We start from the raw sequence: 19,962 nt of genomic DNA on the forward strand, positions 1-19,962 counted from the left end.
GACGTCTTTCCAGATGAGCTGCTTACCAAAGCTCTTGGTCAGCCCTTCGATCTTTACGTCTACACCCATCCGGGCCGGCTCCCTTCCTGTTCGCGGGGGTCTCCCTCAAGTCCCCTACTGCCCGACTAACGGCAGAGTGTGACAGTGGTTACGCATTTCCCGCGACACGCGTCACACTTTTGTAAACCATAACGGCCTGCGAACGGTGACGGTGATCACCACCCGAGACGAAGTGCCCCGCTTGCGCCCGACGATCGGATCGGCGACCGGTCGGGGCTGGCGTGTGTTCAAGATAACGAAACAAACCGCAGGGGGCTACTCCCGAGTAGCCCCCCGCGGCTCGAACGATCGCAGAACTGCGCTGCAGTTTCACCGACATGTGGCGAAAATGTGCCCGAAATGTAGCAAGCCCGGGTCCGGCGGAATCCGCCGAACCCGGGCTGAGCTAGGGCCGAAGCCCTCAGATCACTTGACAGTGACGGTGGCGCCGGCGGCCTCGAGGGCCTCCTTCGCCTTGTCAGCGGTCTCCTTGTTGGCGGCCTCGAGGACAGCCTTGGGGGCGCCCTCGACGAGCTCCTTGGCCTCCTTCAGACCGAGGGAGGTCAGAGCGCGCACCTCCTTGATGACGTTGATCTTCTTGTCACCAGCGGCCTCGAGGATGACGTCGAACTCGTCCTTGGCCTCCTCAGCAGCAGCGGCCGGGGCGCCCGGGGCGCCGGCAGCGGCAACGGCGACCGGAGCAGCGGCGGTGACGCCGAAGGTCTCCTCGAACTCCTTCACGAACTCGGAGAGCTCGATGAGGGTGAGCTCCTTGAACGCGTCGAGCAGCTCTGCGGTGGTGAGCTTAGCCATGATGGCTTCCTTTCTTGGTGGCCCTCTGCGTTTGGTTTGAGTACGCAGCAGGGCCGGGTTACAGGTGGTGGTTAGTTACGACCGGGGCGATTACGCCTCGGCCGGAGCCTCCTCGGCGGCGGCCGGCTCAGCGGCACCACCTGCGAGGATCGAGGGGTCCTCCGCGGCCTTGGCCTCGAGAGCGGCAGCGAGCTGCGCGGTCTTCGTAGGCAGGGCGTTGAAGGCGTAGAGCGCCTGCGACAGCGACGCGGTCATCGCGCCGGCAAGCTTGGCGAGCAGGACCTCGCGCGACTCGAGGTCGGCAAGCTTGCCCACCTCAGCAGCGTCGATGGCCTTGCCGTCCAGGTATCCACCCTTGATGACAAGGTTGGGGTTGGCCTTGGCAAAGTCACGCAGACCCTTGGCCGCCTCGACGACGTCACCCTGGATGAAGGCGATCGCGGTCGGGCCGGTCAGCAGGTCGTCGAAACCCTCGATGCCGCTCTGCTTGGCGGCGATCTTGGTCAGCGTGTTCTTGACCACGCCATAGTTGGCGTTCTCACCGAGCGAGCGGCGAAGAGTCTTCAGCTCGCCGACGGTGAGACCACGGTACTCGGTGAGCAGGGCGCCGCTCGAGGCGCTGAACTTCTCAGCGATCTCCGCGACGGCAGCCTGCCTTTCAGCCCGCGCCATGGGTCTCCTTCTTCCGGGAATCGATCCCCCCGGCGACGGGCCCGCGAATGACAAACGCCCCGAGCGCAGGCTCAGGGCGTGACGTACGATCTCGTCTTGCTCTTCACCTACGCGGGCCGTCCGCATCCTGCGGAACCTTCGATCAGGTGCATGCACACCTGACAACCGGCGGTCTCTGGTTTCGAAACACAATTATGCGTACGCCGCGGGGCGGGGCCAAATCGGCGGGTTGGGTCGCCTGAGCACCGGTACGTTTGCGGCATGAAGAGTCACACCTTCGGCAGGATCGATCGCTCGGCGTCGGTCATCGGTCTCGGCACCTGGCAGCTCGGCGCCGACTGGGGCGAGGTCAGCGAGTCGGACGCCCTGGAGGTCCTCGAGGCCGCGGTGGGCGACGGCGTGACCTTCCTCGACACCGCAGACGTCTACGGCGACGGCCGGAGCGAGCAGGTGATCGGTCGGTTCCTCCGCTCGCACGAGGACGTCTTCGTCGCGACCAAGATGGGGCGTCGGGCGGAGCAGGTTCCCGCGAACTACACGCTGAGCGCCTTCCGCGAGTGGCTGGACCGCTCGCGCACCAACCTCGGGGTCGACATGATCGACCTGGTGCAGCTGCACTGCCCGCCCACGGAGACCATCGATTCCTCGGCCACCTACGACGCGCTGGACACCTTGGTCTCCGAAGGCGTCATCGCGGCGTACGGCGTCAGCGTGGAGACCTGCGACCAGGCCCTCGCGGCGATCGCGAGGCCCAACGTGGCCTCCGTCCAGATCATCCTGAACGCCTTCCGGCTCAAGCCGCTCGACCGTGTTCTTCCAGCAGCCGCGGAGGCCGGCGTCGGGATCATCGCGCGAGTGCCGCTGGCGTCAGGGCTGCTGTCGGGCCGCTACTCCGAGTCCACCACGTTCGCCGACGACGACCACCGCACCTACAACCGTCACGGCGAGGCCTTCGACGTCGGCGAGACCTTCTCCGGCGTCGACTTCGCCACCGGCGTGAAGGCCGCCCAGGAGTTCGCCGCGCTGGTGTCCGAGCACGGCCCCTCGGGCGCCTCCCCGGCTCAGGTCGCTCTCGCCTGGGTCGCCCAGCAGCCCGGCGTCACCACCGTCATCCCCGGCGCCCGCAACCCGGACCAGGCCCATGCCAACTCGGCTGCCGGCTCGCTCCCGCCGCTCTCCGAGGAGCTTCTCGGCGGCGTACGCCGGATCTACGACGCCCACTTCCGCGAGGCCGTCCACTCCCGCTGGTGACCGACCCCAGCCGAGACGTCACTCCGGTCGGCCGAGACGTCGGCTCTGCAGGCCGAGGCGTCACTCGCGTCGGCCGAATGGGCACCGAGTTGCCGATTCGGCCGACCTGGGTGACGTCTCGGCCGACGGGAGTGACGTCTCGGCGGGCGAAAAAATAGTGAGCATCGGTAAGGAATCCGGCAGAGTAAAGGGGTGACGACGGAGACGACGCCCGGGGAGTTCCGGTTCCGAGACATCGCGGTGGTGGCGTACGCCCCCTCGATCGTCAGCGCGATGGGGCACGGCGCGGTGATGCCTGTCCTGGCGCTGCGGGCCACCGACCTGGGCGCGGACGCGTCCATGGCCGCGTTCGTGGTCGCGCTGCTCGGCATCGGTTCGCTGGCCACCTCGCTGCCGGCCGGCTCGCTGGTGGCGAGGATCGGCGAGCGGCGTACGTTGATGGGCGCCGGGGCTCTCGACGCGGTCGCGATGACCGTGGCGTTCCTCAGCAGCTCGGTCGTCGTGCTCGCCATCGCGGTGTTCGTGAGCGGGATGAGCTGGACCGCGTTCCTGATCGCACGGCAGGGCTTCCTCATCGACGCGACCCCGCTCACCCACCGGGCGCGGGCGATGGCGCTGCTGGGCGGTTCCTTCCGGATCGGGGTCTTCGTCGGACCGCTGCTCGGCGCCGGGCTCATCCACGTCTTCGGTCTCCATGCGGTCTTCCTGTTCGCGGCCGCGATGTCGCTGTGCTCGGCGGTGATCGGTGGCTGGATGCCCGAGCTCGGCCGATCCCGATCCCGTGAGCACGGTCATCTGAGCGTACGCAGCGTGCTGTGGGCCTACCGCCGGACCTTCGCGACGCTCGGCGTCGCCGTGGTGATCATCGGGATCTCGCGGTCCGTACGCATCGGCCTGCTCCCCCTGTGGGCCCACCACATCCACCTCGAGGCATCGGTCGTCTCCCTCCTCTTCGCCGGCGCCGCGCTCGTCGACATCGCCCTCACCTTCCCCGGCGGCTGGCTGCTCGACCACAAGGGACGCCAGATCGTGGCGGTCCCGGTGGTGCTCTCCGTCGGCATCGGCTGTCTGCTGCTGCCCCTCACCGACTCGGCGCTCACGTTGGGTGCCGTGATGGCGCTGATCGCGATCGGCAACGGTCTGGGCTCGGGGATCGTGATGACGCTCGGCGCCGATGCCGCGCCGGCCGACGGTCGGGCGCAGTTCCTCGGCGGCTGGCGGCTGTGTGGCGACATCGGCGGCACCGGCGGACCGCTGCTGGTCTCCGGCCTGGCCGCGGTCTTCTCGATCGCCGCCGCGCCGGTCGCGCTCGGGATCTTCTCGCTCCTCGGGGCGGTCTGGGTCGGCCACTGGACCGGCCGTGCCGACCGGTTGCGGCTCACGGGGCGCTGACGACGCTCGCCGCTGGTCGACCGATCGACCTAGATGATTGATGCGCGGTCTGACCGGCCGCTTCACGCTCGGCATCCACGCTCGCGGCGTTGCCGCCCCTCGAAAGACACCCGGTATTCCTTCGAGGCGAGGTCTGAACGAAGTGGCCTTTGCGAGCGCGGCGCCGAGCGCGAATCGACTCGCCCAGCCCTTGCATCAATCATCTAGGGGACGATCGCGCGGGTCAGGGCCTCGTCGAGAGCGGCCGAGTCGCCGGTGACCGTCAGGCCGGCGGAGACCGGAGACAGGCGGCCCCACAGCAGGAGGGCCAGGTCCCGGGCGGACCCGGAGACGTACACCTTCTGCACCGCGTTCGGAGCCCCGATCGCCCAGGTGTGGTCGGTGTCGGTGGCGGTGAGCTCGATGCGGGTCACGATCTTCCGCGCGCGCTTCAACTCGATCTGCCGCGGATACATGACGGTGAGAACTTCGTCGACGGAGTCGACCCAGAGCTCCGGGGTCGCCTCGGGGGCGGAGAAACCGAGCGCCGAGCGGATGTCCCAGAGGTGGACCAGGGTCTCGTGTACCTGACGTCGGAACCAGAACGAGACCGGCCCACGGCCGTCCTCGGTCAGCCCGTTCAGGATCCGGCCGGTCGCCTCCGGCCCCAGCCCGGAGAGCGTCTCGTGCAGCTCGGCGGCCTGCGCCTCGTACGTCGCGACCAGGTCCAACGGGACCGGCAGCGGCTCCGCGGTCTCGTCGCGCGCCATCGCGGCCGCCCAGTGGTGCACCCCGGCCAGGTGGTCGGCGAGGTCACCGACGGACCAGTCGTCGCACGACGGCACCGGCCGGTCCGGGTCGGCCTGCTTCAACGCGGCCGCGAACTCGGACTGCAGGTCGCCGAGGGTCACCAGGAGGTCGTCAGGCGTCAGCACGCGGCCGACCTTACTTGCAGCGCGGCAGCACCGCAGCGAGCCGTTCTTCGAGCCTCACGAGCATTGCCGGATCGGACCAGATCGGCGGACGACCCGGCGGCGGCAGGAACCCGACGAGGTCCATCACGTCGAAGTACGGCTGGGGCGCCCGGCCGGTCCGCGCACCGTAGGCGTCCGCGAACGCATCCGCCGGCCCGCTGCCTTGGCGAACGGCGATGTTCGACGCACAGTGGGCCACGTCCAACCACGCCGGCCCTACCGACGTCTCGACCCAGTCGACGACGCCACTGATCCTGCCACCCGACCAGAGCACATTGCGCAGCGCGAAGTCGCGGTGGATGAAGCACGGGTCGTATGCAGGAGGGGCCGTACGGAGCACCGCGAAGGCGTCGTCCCACAGCCCTCGATCCGCAGCCCAGCCCGGGATGACGAACTTCTCCTCCCATGCCCACGACTGATAGTCCCGCAGAGGGATGGTCGGCTCGATCGCATGGATGTCGGCGAGCAGCTGCGCGAGCAGACCGAGCGAGTCGGTGTCCGTCCTCAGCTGGTCGACCTGCCCGGGAAGCAGCGTCATCAGGTGTGCCGGATGCTCACAGCGTTCCCCATGACGGTCCAGGGCAAGTGACCGCGGCGCGGGCACTCCACTTCCCTCCAGCATCTCCTGGATCTCGGCCTCTCGACCGTTGAGTGCCGCCCCGTGCGTACGCCACGGTTCGTTGGTCGTGAGCCGCAGGATCGACTCGGTTCCAGAGTCGGTCCGAAGCGCGAGCATCTCGCCCGTCGCCCCGCCGGCAAGGGCACGTACGTCCCGGACCGGCGCCCCCAGCACCTCCGCGACCCACTCGAGCGCAGCAGAGCAGTCCACCTCGGTGTCGGTTCGCACGCGGCAACCCTAGAAGGTAGTTCGGGACGTTCCTGCCCATTACTCGCCGGTAGATGGACAAGGACGTCCCGAACTACTTCTGGCGAGCGCGATGTGCGGCCGCCTTCACGCGACTCTGACAGCGGGTGGTGCAGAATCGGCGCCCGGCGTTCTTGGACGTGTCGACGAAGACCCGGTCGCACGGGTCGGCCTCGCAGACGCCGAGCCGGCCGGCCAGGTCGGAGCCGATGGCCAGCGCCAGCCCGGCCGCGATGCCGGCACCCCAGCCGATCACGAGCCCGGACTCGCGTCCGTGGAAGTGGAGCGCCCAACCTCCCCCGCGTGCCCGGTCGAGCTGCGGGACCGAGCCCATCTCCCGCATGAGCGCGTTGACCTGGGTCGCCGCGGCGTCGAGGTCGCCGTTAGCCGCAGCCTCGAACACCACGCGGAGCGATCCGGCCAGCGCGACCATCCCGTCAGCTGCGGCGTCGTCGACCCGCGGCTGGTGGTCGGGACGGGTCAACAGGGCTTGTACGACCCCGGCGCGCTGCCCGAGCGGTGGCGGCTCGACGGCGTGGGTGCCGTCGTGACCGGCCGTCAGCGCGTTGACGAGCTTGCAGGCTTGCTCCGTCACCGCATGCACGTGACTGTCGAAATGTATTTGACCAGTCACGGCCGCTGGATCTACGGTCTCACTCATGACTGCCATTCAACCATTGACCCGTCACGAACGCATGCGATGGCCACGTTCCCTCGTCGCACTGGTCATCGCCCGGGCGGTCAACCGGCTGGGCTCGTTCGCCATGGCTTTCCTGGCGGTCACCCTGGTCGAGGTCCACGGCGCCTCGCTCACGACCGCGGGAGCCGTGGTGGCCGCCTTCGGCCTCGCCACCATTCCCTCTCGGCTCCTCGGTGGCTGGCTGGCCGACGCCGTGGGCCGACGACCGACGATCGTCGTAGGACTGGTCGCCTGTGCTGCGGCTCAGCTGGTCATCGCCGCCTCCCCCGGAGTCATCGGCGCACTGGTCGGCGCGACGCTGCTCGGACTGGCCTATGAGATCTACGAGCCCGCCTCTCAAGCGCTGATCGCAGAGTGCGTCGAGCCGGAGCGGCGGCCGCAGGCGTACGGGCTCTACGGCGCGGCGATGGCGGTGGCCGGCGTCGCCGCAGGTGCGCTGGCGGCGATCCTGGGCGGCGTCGACCTCCGGCTTCTCTTCGTCGCCGACGCCCTCACCTGCCTCTGCGCGGCGGCGCTGGTCCTCGCGCTCGTACGCGACACCAGCAGGCCACGCTCGTCCCGGGACCGGTCCGGCGCGAGCCCCTGGCGTGACCGCAGGCTCCTGACGATGCTCGCCCTCGGCACCGGCTTCGCGACCGCATGGATCCTGAGCACGGTCGCCCTGCCCCTCACCGTCTCCGCTCGCGGCCACGACGCCGCCGCCACCGGCTGGCTGCTCCTGGTCGCCGCGCTGGCCACGATCGCCGGCCAACGCCTGCTCCGCGGCGCCGCCGGGCGGCCGTTCCCGCTGATGCGCGCGGGACTGGCCCTGATGGCGGTCGGCTTCGCCGTCATCGCGTACGCAGCGCCGTTGCCGTTGCTGGGGCTCGGCTGCGCGATCGTCGCCCTCGGCGAGGTGCTCCTGCTCGGCCCGCCGATCGCCCTCGTGGCAGGCCTGGCGAGCGACGCCTCGCGAGCCGGCTACCTGGCGGCGTACGGAACCTGCTGGGGCATCGCACAGACGATCGGACCGATGCTCGCGACCGGGCTGATGTCCCTCGGGACACCGATCGTCTGGCTCGCGGGCGTGGGTCTCTGCCTCGTTCTCGCAGCGGTCACCGCCGCTGTCGCCCGCATCTGTTCACCGAGGTGACTCGGTCAGCGCCCACTTCCTTCGCGGAACTCCACGAGGGAAGCGCGACCCGACCGAGTTACCCTTCGACAGGCTCAGGACATCGCCTCGGTGAACATCCAGCCTCAGAGCACGCGCGCCAGGAACTCCTGGGTGCGCTCGTGCTGGGGGTTGCCGAGGACGTCGGCGGGGAGGCCTTCCTCGACGATCACGCCACCGTCCATGAAGACGACCTTGTCGGCCACCTCGCGGGCGAAGCTCATCTCGTGGGTGACGACCATCATGGTCATGCCCTCGGCGGCCAGGTCCTTCATGACGGCCAGGACATCACCGACCAGCTCGGGGTCGAGCGCGGAGGTGGGCTCGTCGAAGAGCATCATGTCGGGGTTCATCGACAGCGCCCGCGCGATGGCGACGCGCTGCTGCTGTCCGCCGGAGAGGTGAGCGGGATAGGCATCGGCCTTGTCCGAGAGCCCGACCTTCTCCAGGTTGGCCCGGGCGATCTCGACCGCCTCGGCCCTCCCCCGCTTGAGCACCTTCTCCTGCGCGACCGTCAGGTTGCGCAGCGCGGTCATGTGCGGGAAGAGGTTGAACTGCTGGAAGACCATCCCGATCCGGGCGCGCAGCGCGTCCACGTCGGCGTCCGGGTCGGTGATCTCCTCGCCGTCGACCAGGATCGTGCCACTGGTCGGCTCCTCGAGGAGGTTCACGCAGCGCAGCAGCGTCGACTTCCCGGAGCCCGAGGGCCCGATCACGCAGACGACCTCTCCGCGCGCGATGTGGAAGTCGATGCCCTTGAGCACCTCGTTGTCACCGAAGTACTTGTGCAGGTTCTGTACGTCGATCACCGCCGCGCCGCGCTCGGCAGCCGGTGTCGTCTCGGTCTGGGTCATCAGCGGGCCTTCCCGGACTTGGCTTCCATGCGGCGTACGACGATCGAGAGCGGCACCGTGATCAGCAGGTAGCACAGCGCGATCGTGACCATCGGGGTCAGGTTGGCGAAGGCGTTCATGTTCTCGCGGCCGAACGCGGTCAGCTCGTACTCGTCCAGGGACAGACCGAGGATGTAGACCAGCGAGGAGTCCTTGGTGAGCAGGATCAGCTCGTTGGTCAACGGCGGCAGGATGATGCGGAACGCCTGCGGGATCACGATCGTGACCATCGCGCGCGTGTGGGTCATGCCCAGGGTGCGGGCCGCTTCGTACTGCCCCTTCGGCACCGCCTGGATGCCCGCGCGGATCGTCTCGGCCATGTAGGCGCCGCCGACCAGACCGAGCGCCAGCGTCACCGTGGGGATGTTGCCGAGGTTCACACCGAAGGCGATCGGCAAGCCGAGGCCGAGCACCAGGAAGACGACCAACGCCGGCAGCCCACGAAAGAGCTCGATGATGCCGGTGGAGATCCACCGGTACGGACCCACGCTCGAGAGCCGCATCAGCGCCAAGACCAGTCCCAGCGCCAGACCGAAGGCGAAGCCGCAGGCGGTGTAGATGATCGTGTTCTTGAGCGCGATCAGGATGACATCGGGAAACAGCTGCGAGGCGATGTCGACGTCGAGGAACGCCCGCCTGATCTCACCCCAGTCGGCGATCAGGGCAAGGACGACGACCAGCAGCACCAAGATGGCGTACTGGATGTAACGGACGAGCGCCGCGCGTTTGCGCGGCGACATCCGCTTCTTGGGAACCACTGCCGCGTCAGTCACTGCGCGGCAGCCTCCCCGAACCACTTCTTGTAGACCTCGTCATAGGCGGCCTTGTCGTTGATGCCCTTGTTGAGCGCCTCGAGCAGCTCGTCGTTGCCGCCCTTCTTGACGGTGAAGCCGTACGCCTCACCGGTCTGGAACTCGCTGGTGATCTCCATCTCCGGGTTGGACTTGACGAAGTCGTAGAGGAGACCGTTGTCGTTGACGCCGGCGTCGGCCTTGCCGGACTTGACCGCCTGCATCATCAGCGCCGAGTCCTCGAGGGTGATGATCTTGGTGTCCTCGGGGGCGTTCTCCTTGACGTAGTCGGCCCCGGTGGTGGCCTCCTGGACCGCGACGGTCTTGCCGGCGAGGTCGTCGAGCGAGGCGAAGCCGGCGCCCTTCTTGGTCATCAGCGCCTGGGTGGCCTCGAAGTAGGGCTCGGTGAAGTCCATGACGTTCTCGCGCTCTTCGGTGATCGTCATCGCGCCCGCGGCGACGTCACACTTGCCGGAGTTGAGCGCCTCACCGGAGACGATGGTCTCCCAGCCGATGTTGACGACCTCGGTCTCGAGCTTCTCGGCATCGGCCGCGATCTTGAGCACGTCGATGTCGAAGCCGACGACCTCGCCGCCCTCGTTGAACTCGAATGGCTTGTAGGGCAGGTGGGTGCAGATGGTCAGGGTGTCGGCCTTGACCAGCTTGGCACCCGACGGCGACGTGCCCCCCTCGTCGCCACCACCGCAGGCGGCGAGCGCCAGGGCGAGGGCGGGAACGGTCAGGGCAGCAGCGAGCTTCCGCAGATTCATGCGGCGCACTCTACGTGTCTTTGGCCACCTTTAGCCCGGGACCCTCGTGTAGAGGAGCCATCGTGGCCAGATTGTGAGTCAGCCGATAACACTCGCCCAGAAGGCGCAGTGGCTCGCCGCGGCGGTGTCGACCGGGCGGATCCCCGCCTTCCCCGGCGCCAGCTGAAGCACGTCGGCAGAGTCTCGGAAGGCCGGCCAGCGCGGAGCGTGCGGCGCGACCGGACGCCCGTGATGAGCGAACGAGGTCCAGTAGGCGACCATCGTGTCCGACAGCTCCTGCTGCGGCCCGTCGAGCTCACCCAGCAGGCCCGGGAACAGATAGGTCAGCTCCGTGGCGTGCTCGGCACCCTCGTCGTAACCAGGCATGTCGATCAGCGGCGGCGCGCCCCGGTCGGCGAACTGGTAGGCGAAGACCGGCACCCCGGCTGCCTTCAGCTTCGCGAACGCATCCTGGTGCGCACAGGTGGACAGCCCACCGGCCGAGTCGGTGCGGATGGCCGCCAGCGCGTGCCGCGGCTCGTCGAAGGCGCTGGCCGGGTAGAGCTCGAGGACGGCATCAGCGGCGGGGCCGTAGGTGCTGCGTACGATCTGCTCGTACTGGTCGACCGTGATCGGCTGCGGATACTCGAGTCCGACATAGAGCCGCATCTCGTCCAAGGTCGAGCCGTGCATCACCGGCATCCGGTTGAAGTGGCCGGAGTCGATGGCATCGGGATAGGTCCGCGGCAGCACCCGCGGGTCGCCGACGACCGGGCCGGCGTTGAGCCCCGCAGCGCCGAAGGCCTCGACCAGGTCCTTGGCCGGGGTCGCACGCAGACAGTCCGCGACGTCGGCCGCGTCGCCGCAGCCCACCGCGGCGGCGAGCCGACGGCCCTCGGCCTCGGCACCCGCGTCGCTCCGGGCACCGGCCGCGCAGCTCCCGCTCTGCGGGATCGCCTTGTGGAACAATCCGGCAGCGGCAGGCGAGGCGATCTGGGCGCAGGTGTCGATCGACCCGGCCGACTCCCCGAAGACCGTGACGTTGCGCCGGTTGCCGCCGAAGGCGGCGATGTTGCGCTGCACCCAGCGCAGCGCGGCCTGCTGGTCGAGCAGCCCGTAGTTGCCGGACTCGTACGCCCCGTCCAACCCGGCATGCGCGAGCCAGCCGATCGCGCCGAGACGGTAGTTGACGCTCACGACGACCACGTCACCGTCGACGGCTAGCTTGCTCCCGTCGTAGCCGGTGCTCGAGCCGGTGGTGTTCCCTCCGCCGTGGAACCACACCATCACCGGCAGCTTCCGCTTACCCGGCTTGTTCGGGGCGAACACGTTGAGGAACAGGCAGTCCTCCTCGAAGGTGGACTCGCCTCCGTACGCCGGAGCCAGCTGCGCGCACTGGCTGCCCGCTTCGGTGGCGTCCCGCAGCCCGGTCCACGAAGCGGCCGGCGCCGGGGCGCGCCAGCGGAGCCGGCCGACCGGCGGGGCGACGTACGGGATTCCCCGGAACGTCCGGAAGCCGTCGTGGGCGACGCCGCGGACCGCTCCCTTGTCGGTCACGACGACTGGGTCATGGGCCGCGGGTGGCGCTGCCGCCGCAGCAGACAGGCCTGTCGCAGTGAGGGCTGCGGCGGCGAGGATCGGGACGAGAACGCGAAGTCTGAGCACCGAGGTTCCTTTCGTCGACCTTCCGACCCTAGGGTCCCGACGTGGTCCTCGGGCAGTGACGGAGGAACAGAAAGAAGACGTACGCAGCGCACAAATGCATCGAGCGCCGCCGCCCGGTCTGGGCGACAGCGCTCGATGTGTGGTCGGAGAGACTCAGCTCTCGTCCTCACCCGCGACGTTCTTGATGCGGTTGGGGTCGACCTGGACACCGGGGCCCATGGTGGTCGAGACGGTGACCTTCTTCAGGTAGCGGCCCTTGGAGGAGGACGGCTTCAGACGAAGCACCTCCTCGAGAGCAGCGGCGTAGTTCTCAGCGAGCTGGGCCTCGGAGAAGGAGGCCTTGCCGATGATGAAGTGAAGGTTGGCGTGGCGGTCGACCCGGAAGTCGATCTTGCCGCCCTTGATGTCGGACACGGCCTTGCCGGGGTCCGGGGTGACCGTGCCGGTCTTCGGGTTCGGCATGAGGCCACGGGGGCCGAGCACGCGGCCGAGGCGACCGACCTTGCCCATCATGTCCGGGGTCGCGACGACGGCGTCGAAGTCGAGCCAGCCACCGGAGACCTTCTCGATCAGCTCGTCGCCACCGACGACGTCGGCGCCGGCCTCGCGGGCCGACTCGGCCTTGTCCGGAGCAGCGGCGAAGACGATGACGCGCATCGTCTTACCGGTGCCGTGGGGCAGGCTGACGGTGCCGCGCACCATCTGGTCGGCCTTACGGGGGTCGACACCGAGACGCATGACGACGTCAACGGTCTCGTCGAACTTCTTCTTGCTGGAGCCCTTGGCGATCTTGATCGCGGCCAGCGGGGCGTAGAGCTCGTTCTTGTCGAACGTCTCTTCCGCCGCGCGGTAGGTCTTGCTGCGCTGCATGGTGATTCCTTAAGTGGTTAAGAGGAGATGTGGTTAGCGAGCCAGCGCGGCTCTCCCACGTTTCAGTCGGTGGTGACGCCCATGGAGCGGGCGGTGCCCTCGACGATCTTCATCGCGGCGTCGATGTTCTCCGCGTTGAGGTCGGGAAGCTTGGTGGTCGCGATCTCGCGCACCTGGTCCTTGGTCAGCTTGCCGACCTTGTCCTTGTGCGGGACGGACGAGCCCTTCTTCAGGCCGGCGGCCTTCTTGATCAGCTCAGCGGCCGGCGGGGTCTTCGTGATGAAGGTGAACGAGCGGTCCTCGTAGATGGTGATCTCGACGGGGATCACGTTGCCGCGCATGGCTTCGGTCTGGGCGTTGTACGCCTTGCAGAACTCCATGATGTTGACGCCGTGCGGACCGAGCGCGGTACCGACGGGCGGGGCCGGGGTCGCGGCACCGGCCTGCAGCTGCACCTTGACGAGCGCTGCGATCTTCTTCTTCGGAGGCATTCTTGAGATCTCTTCCTTCTCGTGGTCATGACGAAGCCGCTTGTACGTTTCGGCCTCTGCCACCTGCTGTGTTGCTCTCGCAACTGGTCAATTGTCCGTGATCCGGTCGGGTTCGCGAAATCAGCGCAGGGCGGCCCACTGAGCGGGACCCCCTGAGTGACGCCCACCACTCCCGTTGGCATACTCCCCCAGGGATTTACAAAGGGAGCTCAATTGTTCAATCGCCGTCTGTCCATGTTCGCAGCACTCGTCCCGCTGGCCGCGCTCTCGGCCGCCTGGACCGCTGCCGCCACCGGGACCGGGTTCGATCCCGACGAGCCCGTGAAGCTGCCCGGCGGGGAGATCATGGCGACCTCGATGATCGAGCAACCCGCGAGCGTGACGGAGCCCGCGCCTGATCAGGGGGCTCGCAAGGGCGCCCGGACCGGCGCCGTCGCCGTCGCGATGGCGAACGGGAGCGGCATCCCGATGCCAGCGCTGGCCGCCTACCAGCGCGCGTCCGCCGTCGTCACCACCGCCGATCGCGCCTGCGCCCTCGACTGGTCGCTGCTCGCCGGGGTCGGGATGGTCGAGTCCGACCACGGGCGCCTGAAGAGCAGCCGCCTCGACGACTCGGGCAAGGCGACGCCAGCCATCTACGGTCCGGCGCTGAAGACTCCCGCCGGCGATCCGGCCCCCGACACCGATGCCGGCGCCGTCGACAAGCTCACCAGCGGAGACCGGGCCGTCGGGCCGATGCAGTTCATCCCCTCCACGTGGCCGCTGGTGGCCGTCGACGGAGACGGCGACGGCGTACGCGACCCGCAGGACATCGACGACGCCGCCCTCGCAGCTGCGGTCTACCTCTGCTCGGGCGAGGAGGACGTCTCCACCGATGTGGGGAAGCGAGCCGCGCTCACCCGTTACAACCGCAGCGAGGCGTACGTCGCAACGGTCCTGAAGATCGCCAAGGGCTACTCCGACAGCCCCTACGGCAGCGACGACATCGACCTGGCCGCCGCCGCCCCCGCGCACGCCGAGCCGAGCCCCACCGCGCGCGGACCGAAGGCGAAGAAGAGCGCGGACGGGAAGCCGGGCAAGAAGCGCCCGGACGACGCCAAGCCGAAGCCGAAGCCGAGCCCGACGGCCGGTGCCGACCCGGACAAGAAGCCGAGCTCGAGCCCCTCGACCACACCCACCCCCAGCCCAACCCCGACCGACGACGGCAGCTGGGCCTCGATCTCCGAGCGACGTGGGATCTGCGCCGCCGAGCTGGCAGCCCGCTTCCCCGACCTCGCGCCGGGCTGGGACACCAACCGCGCGATCGATGCCTGCGGTGTCCGACTGCTCGGCAGGACCGTCACCGAGACCAAGGCCGACGCCCCCGGAGTCGTCACCGACATCACCGGGTACGTCGAGTGGCTGATCGACACGCTCCCGTAGGCGGCGCTGTTGAGCGCCCTGCACCATAGGGGAGGCGCAGGGCGCTCAGCCGGGCTCAGTAGGTGGTGTCGCCGTTGCAGATCATGCGGATGTCCGACTCCGACTTGACCGAGGAGTAGAGGCGTACGTCGTCGACGGCACCGTGCCACTTCTGCGACTCTTCTCCCCCGACCCAGCCGGACCCGACCCGCACAGGCCCAACAGACGACGGCCCGGTCGACTCGACGGCGGCCGAGGTCGCCACCGGTACGCCGCTGTCGGCCGGGAACGCGTCCGGCGGAGTTCCGATCGCGCAGGTGTAGAGGGTCATCTTCTTCGCCGATGCGTCCCAGACCCCTGAAAGGTGGACCCACTCTCCTGCGGCGACCGGACGGGCGGAGGCCACCGCCGTGCGAGCGGTGGAGTCGTCCGACTGCATCCAGAACCCGAAACAGGTCGCCATTCCCTCGGGGCAGTCGCCTGAGGCGAGTCGGCCCAGCTGAGCGGCCCCGTTGACCTCTCCGCCCTGCGAGACGGCTGCCCTGGTCACCGAGGACGTGTCGTCGGCTCGCACGAAAGCGGACATCGTGAACGACGCCGAAGCGTCCAGCACGGCGCCCTGGGTGGTCGCACCGCTGTCATCGCCGTCGAACCCCAACGCCATGTCAGCCGGGAAGTCCTCCGGGAAGAACGCCCGGAACGTCCCGTCCGTCCGTTCGACACCGTCCGGAACGACCAACGGGTGCGCGCCTCCAGGAGCCGAGTCGAGCTCCGGGCTCGCGCCCGTGTCCATCCGCCAGTAGGCCCCAGTGGACACGGACTCGACACCGAATCGGTAGAGACGCGAGTCCGAGACGTTCCCGGCCCGGTCGATCGCCTCGACACTCAATCGGTGCGAGCCCGCGGTCGACGGGGTGAACGTCGCGGTTGCCGACGCACCGATGGCGGAAGGCTTCACGACCGCGGGGGTCGCCCCGTCGAACGAGTAACGAAATGCCTCCGTGTCGCTCGAGCCGTCGAAGACGAACGTGCCAGCAGTCCCGACTCCACCGGAGATCTGGTCCTCGGGATAGGTCGCGGACGTGACCACCGGGGCATCCGGCCGAACCGTGTCGACGGTGAACTCGCACGGTGCTGCCCACGGGCCCGGCCGGTTGTTCGTGTCCCGGCCTCTGGCTCGCCAGGTGTAGGTCATCCCGTCGGTCAGCGTGCCCTCGAGCACCGTCGCGGTGTGCGTGGAGCCCGAGGCGGCGGCGGTGTCATAGCCACTGTTCCACACCGCCGACCCACCGGAGAGCACCTCGAACCTCGCCGAGACATTGTGATCATCCGGGTCCGCGAACCTCGCCGACAGCACCGGGGTGGTGTCTCTCAGATAGGACCCTCCCGGGCACGTCGTCTCCGGACTCGTCGACATCTCCGTCGGCACGGAGGGGGCGGCGTTGAATGCCGCCGCCGACGCGGGATGGACACTCACAATCAGACCACACAACGCAGCACTCACGACAGCGAGAACGGACAGGCGCATCACACCACTCCAACCATGATCAGAACGACTCAGTACGACGCGGAAACGACCCCGCGTCAGCGGCCCAGTCCGCCGACGACCGCGCGGCCCTGGAGCGCCACGTCATCCTTCCCGAGGTCTGTTGATGATCGGCATGCCGGCGGCATCTGATTTGCATGCTGTTGGATTGCGGTTTCATGTCAGAGGGGCCCCTATTGATCCGCCCGGCTCCGCACAACGGGCAACATTCGACCATGCTCCTCGCAGTACCGGCCGCCCCCACCCGCTACCAGAACAAGCACATCGTCATCGACGCCCTCGACGGGCCGCTCATCTTGGATCTCGACGGAATCCGTCTGTACCGCGGCGACGAAGAGGTGGCCGTGACGATCACCGAGTTCCTCATCCTCCGCACCCTTGCCGAACGAGCCGGAACGGCCGTGGAACAGAGGCTTCTCCTTCGCGGGGCATCCCGGTTGAAGCACCCGCTCCACCGACGCAACCTCCCCCCGCACATCCGGCGACTCAGGACGAAGATCGAGGTCGATCCCAGTCAGCCGGTGCTCCTCAAGACTGTCCGCGGCTACGGGTATCGGCTCGACGTGCGGTGAAGGCCAGGCCTTTGCTCTCCGGATAGGCTCGCAGCAAGGCCACAGTCGTCCAGGTCATTCTCGACACTGGCATGGTGGCAGACCCGAGGCGGCGGCGCATGGCCACACCCGGCGCGGTTCGGTCGGCCTCGGAGAACGAGGCGTGGTGGAAGTCCGCGGTGGTCTATCAGATCTACCCGCGGAGCTTCGCCGACTCCGACAACGATGGCATCGGCGATCTCCCGGGCATCGTGGACCGGCTGGACTACCTCCAGGAGCTGGGGATCGATGTGATCTGGCTGTCGCCGGTCTATCGCTCGCCCCAGCAGGACAACGGCTACGACGTCAGCGACTACCAGGACGTCGACCCCCTCTTCGGCACGCTGGAGGACCTCGACCGGCTGATCGCCGCGGTGCACGTACGGGGCATGAGGCTGATCATGGACCTCGTCGTCAACCACACCTCGGATCAGCACCCCTGGTTCCTCGCCTCGCGCGCCTCACGCGAGGCACCCACCTCCGACTGGTACTTCTGGCGAGACGCCCGGCCGGGGACCGTGCCGGGCGAGCCGGGCTCGGAGCCGAACAACTGGGGTGCTTCCTTCGGCGGCTCAGCCTGGATGTGGGTGCCGGAGCGCGGCCAGTACTACCTGCACCTGTTCGACCCGTCCCAGCCGGATCTGAACTGGGACAACCCGGACACCCGCGAGGCGATCTTCACCATGATGAACTGGTGGCTCGACCGCGGGATCGACGGCTTCCGGATGGACGTCATCAACTTCATCTCGAAAGATCCCGAGATGCCCGACGCGCCGCTCAACCGCGACGGCTACGGCGACGGGATGGCGTACTTCAGCTATGGCCCCCAGATCCACGCCTACCTGGCCGAGATGAAGCGCCGGGTCTTCGACCCCCGGCCGGACACCTACCTCACCGTTGGCGAGATGCCTGGCGTGACTCCGGAACAGGCCCGGGAGTTCACCCACCGAGAGCACGGCCAGCTGGCCATGGTCTTCCAGTACGAGCACGTCTTCCTCGACGCCGACGGCGACAAGTGGACCCAGCGCCGGATGAACATCAACGACCTGCGGGACACGCTCGCGAAGTGGCAGACCGCCCTCGGCGACTCCGGATGGAACAGCCTCTACTGGAACAACCACGACCAGCCCAGGGTCGTGTCCCGCTACGGCAACGACACGACGTACTGGCGCGAGTCGGCCACCGCCCTGGCGACCGTGCTGCACCTGCACCGGGGCACGCCGTACGTCTACCAGGGCGAGGAGATCGGGATGACCAACGCCCCGTTCGCCGCACTGGACGACTTCCGCGACATCGAGTCCCTCGACTACTACGCGAAAGCCGTCTGTACGCACCATGAGGACCCGGCCGACGTGCTGGACATCCTGCGGCGCCGGAGCCGGGACAACTCGCGCACGCCGATGCAGTGGAGCGCCGTGCCTGGCGCCGGCTTCACCACCGGCAGTCCCTGGATCGGGGTCAATCCCAACCACAACTGGTTGAACGTCGCCGCCCAGCGCGGGACGCCAGGCTCGATCTTCGAGTACTACCGGGCGCTGATCGCCCTACGGCACCGGCTGCCGGTCGTCGTGGACGGCAACTTCGTCGCCGTCCACACGGGTCGTGACCAGATCTATGCGTTCCGGCGCCACCTGGGCGACACGACTCTCACCGTCCATGCGAACCTGTCCGACCTGCCCGTCTCCTTCGACCGCGACGACCTGACGGCTCGCGACCTGGTGCTGACCAACTACACCCTGAGCCGGAGCGGTCCCGGCCGGCTGGAGCCCTGGGAAGTTCGCGTCCACGTGCGGTGAGGGCCCACCGGCTACGCTGGAGTCAAGACTGCAGGACACCTGTCGCCCGCCGCGGACACCGCGGGAGGCACACGGCAGCGGTGTCGGCAGCAATCCGCAGACAGTTGGCAGATGCCTTCGTACCGCGACGATCGTCAGAAGACACTCGGAAACATCTACTTCGTGTGGAACCCGCACCAGCCACTGCCGGCCGGCACGGGTGGCACCGAGAACTACACGATCGGGCACGTCCGCGAGCTCAACCGCCGCGGTATCAAGGCCCATGTCGTCACCATCGGGGTCGGCCTGACCGACGGCCGCGACGAGTTCACCGACATCCCCTTCGTCTCGATGGCGTCCGTCGCTGACGTCGGCGACCTGGACGGGGTGGTGATCTTCGTGGCCGAGTTCCCCGTCGTGGCCACCAGGCGACCGGCGTACCAGATGCTGCACGTGCCGCCGCCGGACGGCGACGTCGACCGAGTGCGCATCGCCGCCACCATGCAGGACCGGTCGCTGATCGCGACCAGCCGGTTCGCCGCCGGCCTGTGGGCCGAGTTCCTCGACGTCGACGTGGACACGATCAGCATCGTCTACCCCTACGCCGAGCTCTGCTTCAGCACCGAGGTCCGACCGCCCGCCGGCGACGCCGAGATCCGCATCCTCTACGCGGGCCGGCTGAGCCCGGAGAAGGGGATCTACACATTGCTGGCGATGCTCGACCTGGTCCCCGCCGGCCGGGACCGGTCCTTCACCTGCACGGCCACGACCGCAGGCGCCGACAAGCCGCAAGGCCGCAACATCCAGCGCGTCCTCGAAGCCCATCCCAGGGTCCGGGTCGTCCCCCGTAGGACGACTCCGCGGTCGATGGCCACGCTGATGGCCCGGCACGACATCATCGTGATGCCCTCCAACAGCCAGTACTGGCACGAGACCTTCGGGATCGTCTCGATCGAGGCCCAGCACTCCGGCTGTCGCGTCGTCGCCTCCGACGACGGCGGGCTCCCCGAGACGGACTGCGGCTCGATCACCCTCGTCGCGCCGGACAACCCGGCCGCACTGGCGCGAGGCATCCGCGACGCCACCGCTCTCGGCGCGGTCGACGACCTCGTCAGGATCAACGCCGCTGCTCGGTTCACCGTCGACAACTCCGTCGACGGGCTCATCGACGTACTCCTGATGCCTTCCTCGATCACACCTGCTGCCGTCGTACGGGACTTGGAGACTCTCGTTCGGTTGCCCGCGGCCGACGATCCGCGGGAGCGCTCGACGTTGCCGACGCCGGCGTAGAGCTCAGGTCAGGGACAACGCATCAGGCCCCTTGCTCGCGGATGCGGGCAAGGGGCCTGATTGCTA

Annotated in this window: 19 protein-coding genes; 7 read left to right on the plus strand and 12 right to left on the minus strand. The window is 68.4% G+C overall.

Annotation, left to right across the window (positions count from 1 at the left end):
• Positions 1-465: 465 nt before the first annotated feature.
• Together rplL and rplJ are read right to left on the minus strand one after the other, a co-directional pair.
• A complete protein-coding gene (gene rplL / locus ABZZ22_RS18635; RefSeq protein WP_179660967.1) occupies positions 466-852 on the minus strand; it encodes a 50S ribosomal protein L7/L12 in 387 nt (128 codons plus the stop codon).
• 90 nt (positions 853-942) lie between these two features.
• Positions 943-1,524, minus strand: coding sequence for a 50S ribosomal protein L10 (rplJ, locus tag ABZZ22_RS18640; RefSeq protein WP_179660966.1), 582 nt, complete (start codon positions 1,522-1,524; stop codon positions 943-945).
• Positions 1,525-1,785: 261 nt separating this feature from the next.
• Between rplJ and ABZZ22_RS18645 the strand changes: the two genes are divergently transcribed.
• Together ABZZ22_RS18645 and ABZZ22_RS18650 are read left to right on the plus strand one after the other, a co-directional pair.
• Positions 1,786-2,775, plus strand: a complete 990-nt coding sequence (locus ABZZ22_RS18645; protein WP_354934012.1) for an aldo/keto reductase — start codon at positions 1,786-1,788, stop codon at positions 2,773-2,775.
• 192 nt (positions 2,776-2,967) lie between these two features.
• On the plus strand, positions 2,968-4,167 hold the full coding sequence (locus ABZZ22_RS18650; RefSeq protein ID WP_354934014.1) for an MFS transporter: 1,200 nt from the start codon (positions 2,968-2,970) through the stop codon (positions 4,165-4,167).
• 203 nt (positions 4,168-4,370) lie between these two features.
• On the opposite strand, the gene ABZZ22_RS18655 is transcribed toward ABZZ22_RS18650, so the two are convergent.
• The 3 genes from ABZZ22_RS18655 to ABZZ22_RS18665 all read right to left on the minus strand — a co-directional run bounded on the left by ABZZ22_RS18655 (position 4,371) and on the right by ABZZ22_RS18665 (position 6,580).
• Positions 4,371-5,081 (minus strand): maleylpyruvate isomerase family mycothiol-dependent enzyme, encoded by a 711-nt coding sequence (locus tag ABZZ22_RS18655; protein ID WP_354934016.1) that lies wholly within the window; start codon positions 5,079-5,081, stop codon positions 4,371-4,373.
• Positions 5,082-5,091: 10 nt separating this feature from the next.
• A complete protein-coding gene (locus tag ABZZ22_RS18660; RefSeq protein WP_354934018.1) occupies positions 5,092-5,967 on the minus strand; it encodes an aminoglycoside phosphotransferase family protein in 876 nt (291 codons plus the stop codon).
• Positions 5,968-6,040: 73 nt separating this feature from the next.
• Positions 6,041-6,580 carry a CGNR zinc finger domain-containing protein gene (locus ABZZ22_RS18665; protein WP_354934020.1) on the minus strand — a complete coding sequence of 180 codons (540 nt, stop codon included), beginning with the start codon at positions 6,578-6,580 and terminating at the stop codon, positions 6,041-6,043.
• Between the two features lie 64 nt (positions 6,581-6,644).
• Here ABZZ22_RS18665 and ABZZ22_RS18670 point away from each other — a divergent pair, with 64 nt between their 5' ends.
• Positions 6,645-7,817: an MFS transporter gene (locus ABZZ22_RS18670; RefSeq protein ID WP_354934022.1), complete on the plus strand. Its 1,173-nt coding sequence runs from the start codon at positions 6,645-6,647 to the stop codon at positions 7,815-7,817.
• Between the two features lie 104 nt (positions 7,818-7,921).
• Here ABZZ22_RS18670 and ABZZ22_RS18675 read toward each other — a convergent pair whose 3' ends face one another.
• The 6 genes from ABZZ22_RS18675 to rplK form a co-directional block, all read right to left on the minus strand.
• Positions 7,922-8,689 carry an amino acid ABC transporter ATP-binding protein gene (locus ABZZ22_RS18675; RefSeq protein ID WP_354934024.1) on the minus strand — a complete coding sequence of 256 codons (768 nt, stop codon included), beginning with the start codon at positions 8,687-8,689 and terminating at the stop codon, positions 7,922-7,924.
• Positions 8,689-9,501: an amino acid ABC transporter permease gene (locus tag ABZZ22_RS18680; protein ID WP_354934026.1), complete on the minus strand. Its 813-nt coding sequence runs from the start codon at positions 9,499-9,501 to the stop codon at positions 8,689-8,691. The genes ABZZ22_RS18675 and ABZZ22_RS18680 overlap by 1 nt, the downstream gene beginning before the upstream one ends.
• Positions 9,498-10,289, minus strand: a complete 792-nt coding sequence (locus ABZZ22_RS18685) for a transporter substrate-binding domain-containing protein (protein WP_354934028.1) — start codon at positions 10,287-10,289, stop codon at positions 9,498-9,500. Before ABZZ22_RS18685 ends, ABZZ22_RS18680 begins: the two co-directional genes overlap by 4 nt.
• Positions 10,290-10,367: 78 nt before the next feature.
• Positions 10,368-11,933: a carboxylesterase family protein gene (locus ABZZ22_RS18690; RefSeq protein ID WP_354934031.1), complete on the minus strand. Its 1,566-nt coding sequence runs from the start codon at positions 11,931-11,933 to the stop codon at positions 10,368-10,370.
• Positions 11,934-12,086: 153 nt separating this feature from the next.
• Positions 12,087-12,803, minus strand: a complete 717-nt coding sequence (gene rplA, locus ABZZ22_RS18695; RefSeq protein WP_354934033.1) for a 50S ribosomal protein L1 — start codon at positions 12,801-12,803, stop codon at positions 12,087-12,089.
• A gap of 62 nt (positions 12,804-12,865) precedes the next feature.
• The gene (rplK, locus tag ABZZ22_RS18700; RefSeq protein WP_354934036.1) at positions 12,866-13,294 is read right to left on the minus strand and encodes a 50S ribosomal protein L11; all 429 of its coding nucleotides are present in this window, start codon (positions 13,292-13,294) and stop codon (positions 12,866-12,868) included.
• 234 nt (positions 13,295-13,528) lie between these two features.
• On the opposite strand from rplK, the gene ABZZ22_RS18705 reads away from it, so the two are divergent.
• Entirely contained in the window at positions 13,529-14,716 is a 1,188-nt protein-coding gene (locus tag ABZZ22_RS18705; RefSeq protein ID WP_354934038.1) for a lytic transglycosylase domain-containing protein, read from the plus strand.
• 55 nt (positions 14,717-14,771) lie between these two features.
• On the opposite strand, the gene ABZZ22_RS18710 is transcribed toward ABZZ22_RS18705, so the two are convergent.
• Positions 14,772-16,172, minus strand: coding sequence for a LamG domain-containing protein (locus tag ABZZ22_RS18710; RefSeq protein ID WP_354934041.1), 1,401 nt, complete (start codon positions 16,170-16,172; stop codon positions 14,772-14,774).
• A gap of 284 nt (positions 16,173-16,456) precedes the next feature.
• Here ABZZ22_RS18710 and ABZZ22_RS18715 point away from each other — a divergent pair, with 284 nt between their 5' ends.
• The 3 genes from ABZZ22_RS18715 (at position 16,457) to ABZZ22_RS18725 (ending at position 19,896) form a co-directional block, all read left to right on the plus strand.
• On the plus strand, positions 16,457-16,813 hold the full coding sequence (locus ABZZ22_RS18715; RefSeq protein WP_354934044.1) for a winged helix-turn-helix domain-containing protein: 357 nt from the start codon (positions 16,457-16,459) through the stop codon (positions 16,811-16,813).
• A gap of 98 nt (positions 16,814-16,911) precedes the next feature.
• Positions 16,912-18,627 carry an alpha-glucosidase gene (locus ABZZ22_RS18720; protein ID WP_354934047.1) on the plus strand — a complete coding sequence of 572 codons (1,716 nt, stop codon included), beginning with the start codon at positions 16,912-16,914 and terminating at the stop codon, positions 18,625-18,627.
• Positions 18,628-18,738: 111 nt separating this feature from the next.
• Positions 18,739-19,896, plus strand: coding sequence for a glycosyltransferase family 4 protein (locus tag ABZZ22_RS18725; protein ID WP_354934049.1), 1,158 nt, complete (start codon positions 18,739-18,741; stop codon positions 19,894-19,896).
• Positions 19,897-19,962: the final 66 nt, after the last annotated feature.

Source organism: Nocardioides sp. NPDC006273 (assembly GCF_040613495.1).
Lineage (GTDB): Bacteria > Actinomycetota > Actinomycetes > Propionibacteriales > Nocardioidaceae > Nocardioides.

Coding starts and splice junctions, on each gene's coding strand:
- ABZZ22_RS18725 (WP_354934049.1), top strand. CDS start 18,739: ATGCCTTCGTACCGCGACGATCGTCAGAAGACACTCGGAAACATCTAC.
- ABZZ22_RS18675 (WP_354934024.1), bottom strand. CDS start 8,689: ATGACCCAGACCGAGACGACACCGGCTGCCGAGCGCGGCGCGGCGGTG.
- rplK (WP_354934036.1), bottom strand. CDS start 13,294: ATGCCTCCGAAGAAGAAGATCGCAGCGCTCGTCAAGGTGCAGCTGCAG.
- rplJ (WP_179660966.1), bottom strand. CDS start 1,524: ATGGCGCGGGCTGAAAGGCAGGCTGCCGTCGCGGAGATCGCTGAGAAG.
- ABZZ22_RS18685 (WP_354934028.1), bottom strand. CDS start 10,289: ATGAATCTGCGGAAGCTCGCTGCTGCCCTGACCGTTCCCGCCCTCGCC.
- ABZZ22_RS18705 (WP_354934038.1), top strand. CDS start 13,529: ATGTTCGCAGCACTCGTCCCGCTGGCCGCGCTCTCGGCCGCCTGGACC.
- rplL (WP_179660967.1), bottom strand. CDS start 852: ATGGCTAAGCTCACCACCGCAGAGCTGCTCGACGCGTTCAAGGAGCTC.
- ABZZ22_RS18720 (WP_354934047.1), top strand. CDS start 16,912: ATGGCCACACCCGGCGCGGTTCGGTCGGCCTCGGAGAACGAGGCGTGG.
- ABZZ22_RS18670 (WP_354934022.1), top strand. CDS start 6,645: ATGACTGCCATTCAACCATTGACCCGTCACGAACGCATGCGATGGCCA.
- ABZZ22_RS18715 (WP_354934044.1), top strand. CDS start 16,457: ATGCTCCTCGCAGTACCGGCCGCCCCCACCCGCTACCAGAACAAGCAC.
- ABZZ22_RS18645 (WP_354934012.1), top strand. CDS start 1,786: ATGAAGAGTCACACCTTCGGCAGGATCGATCGCTCGGCGTCGGTCATC.
- rplA (WP_354934033.1), bottom strand. CDS start 12,803: ATGCAGCGCAGCAAGACCTACCGCGCGGCGGAAGAGACGTTCGACAAG.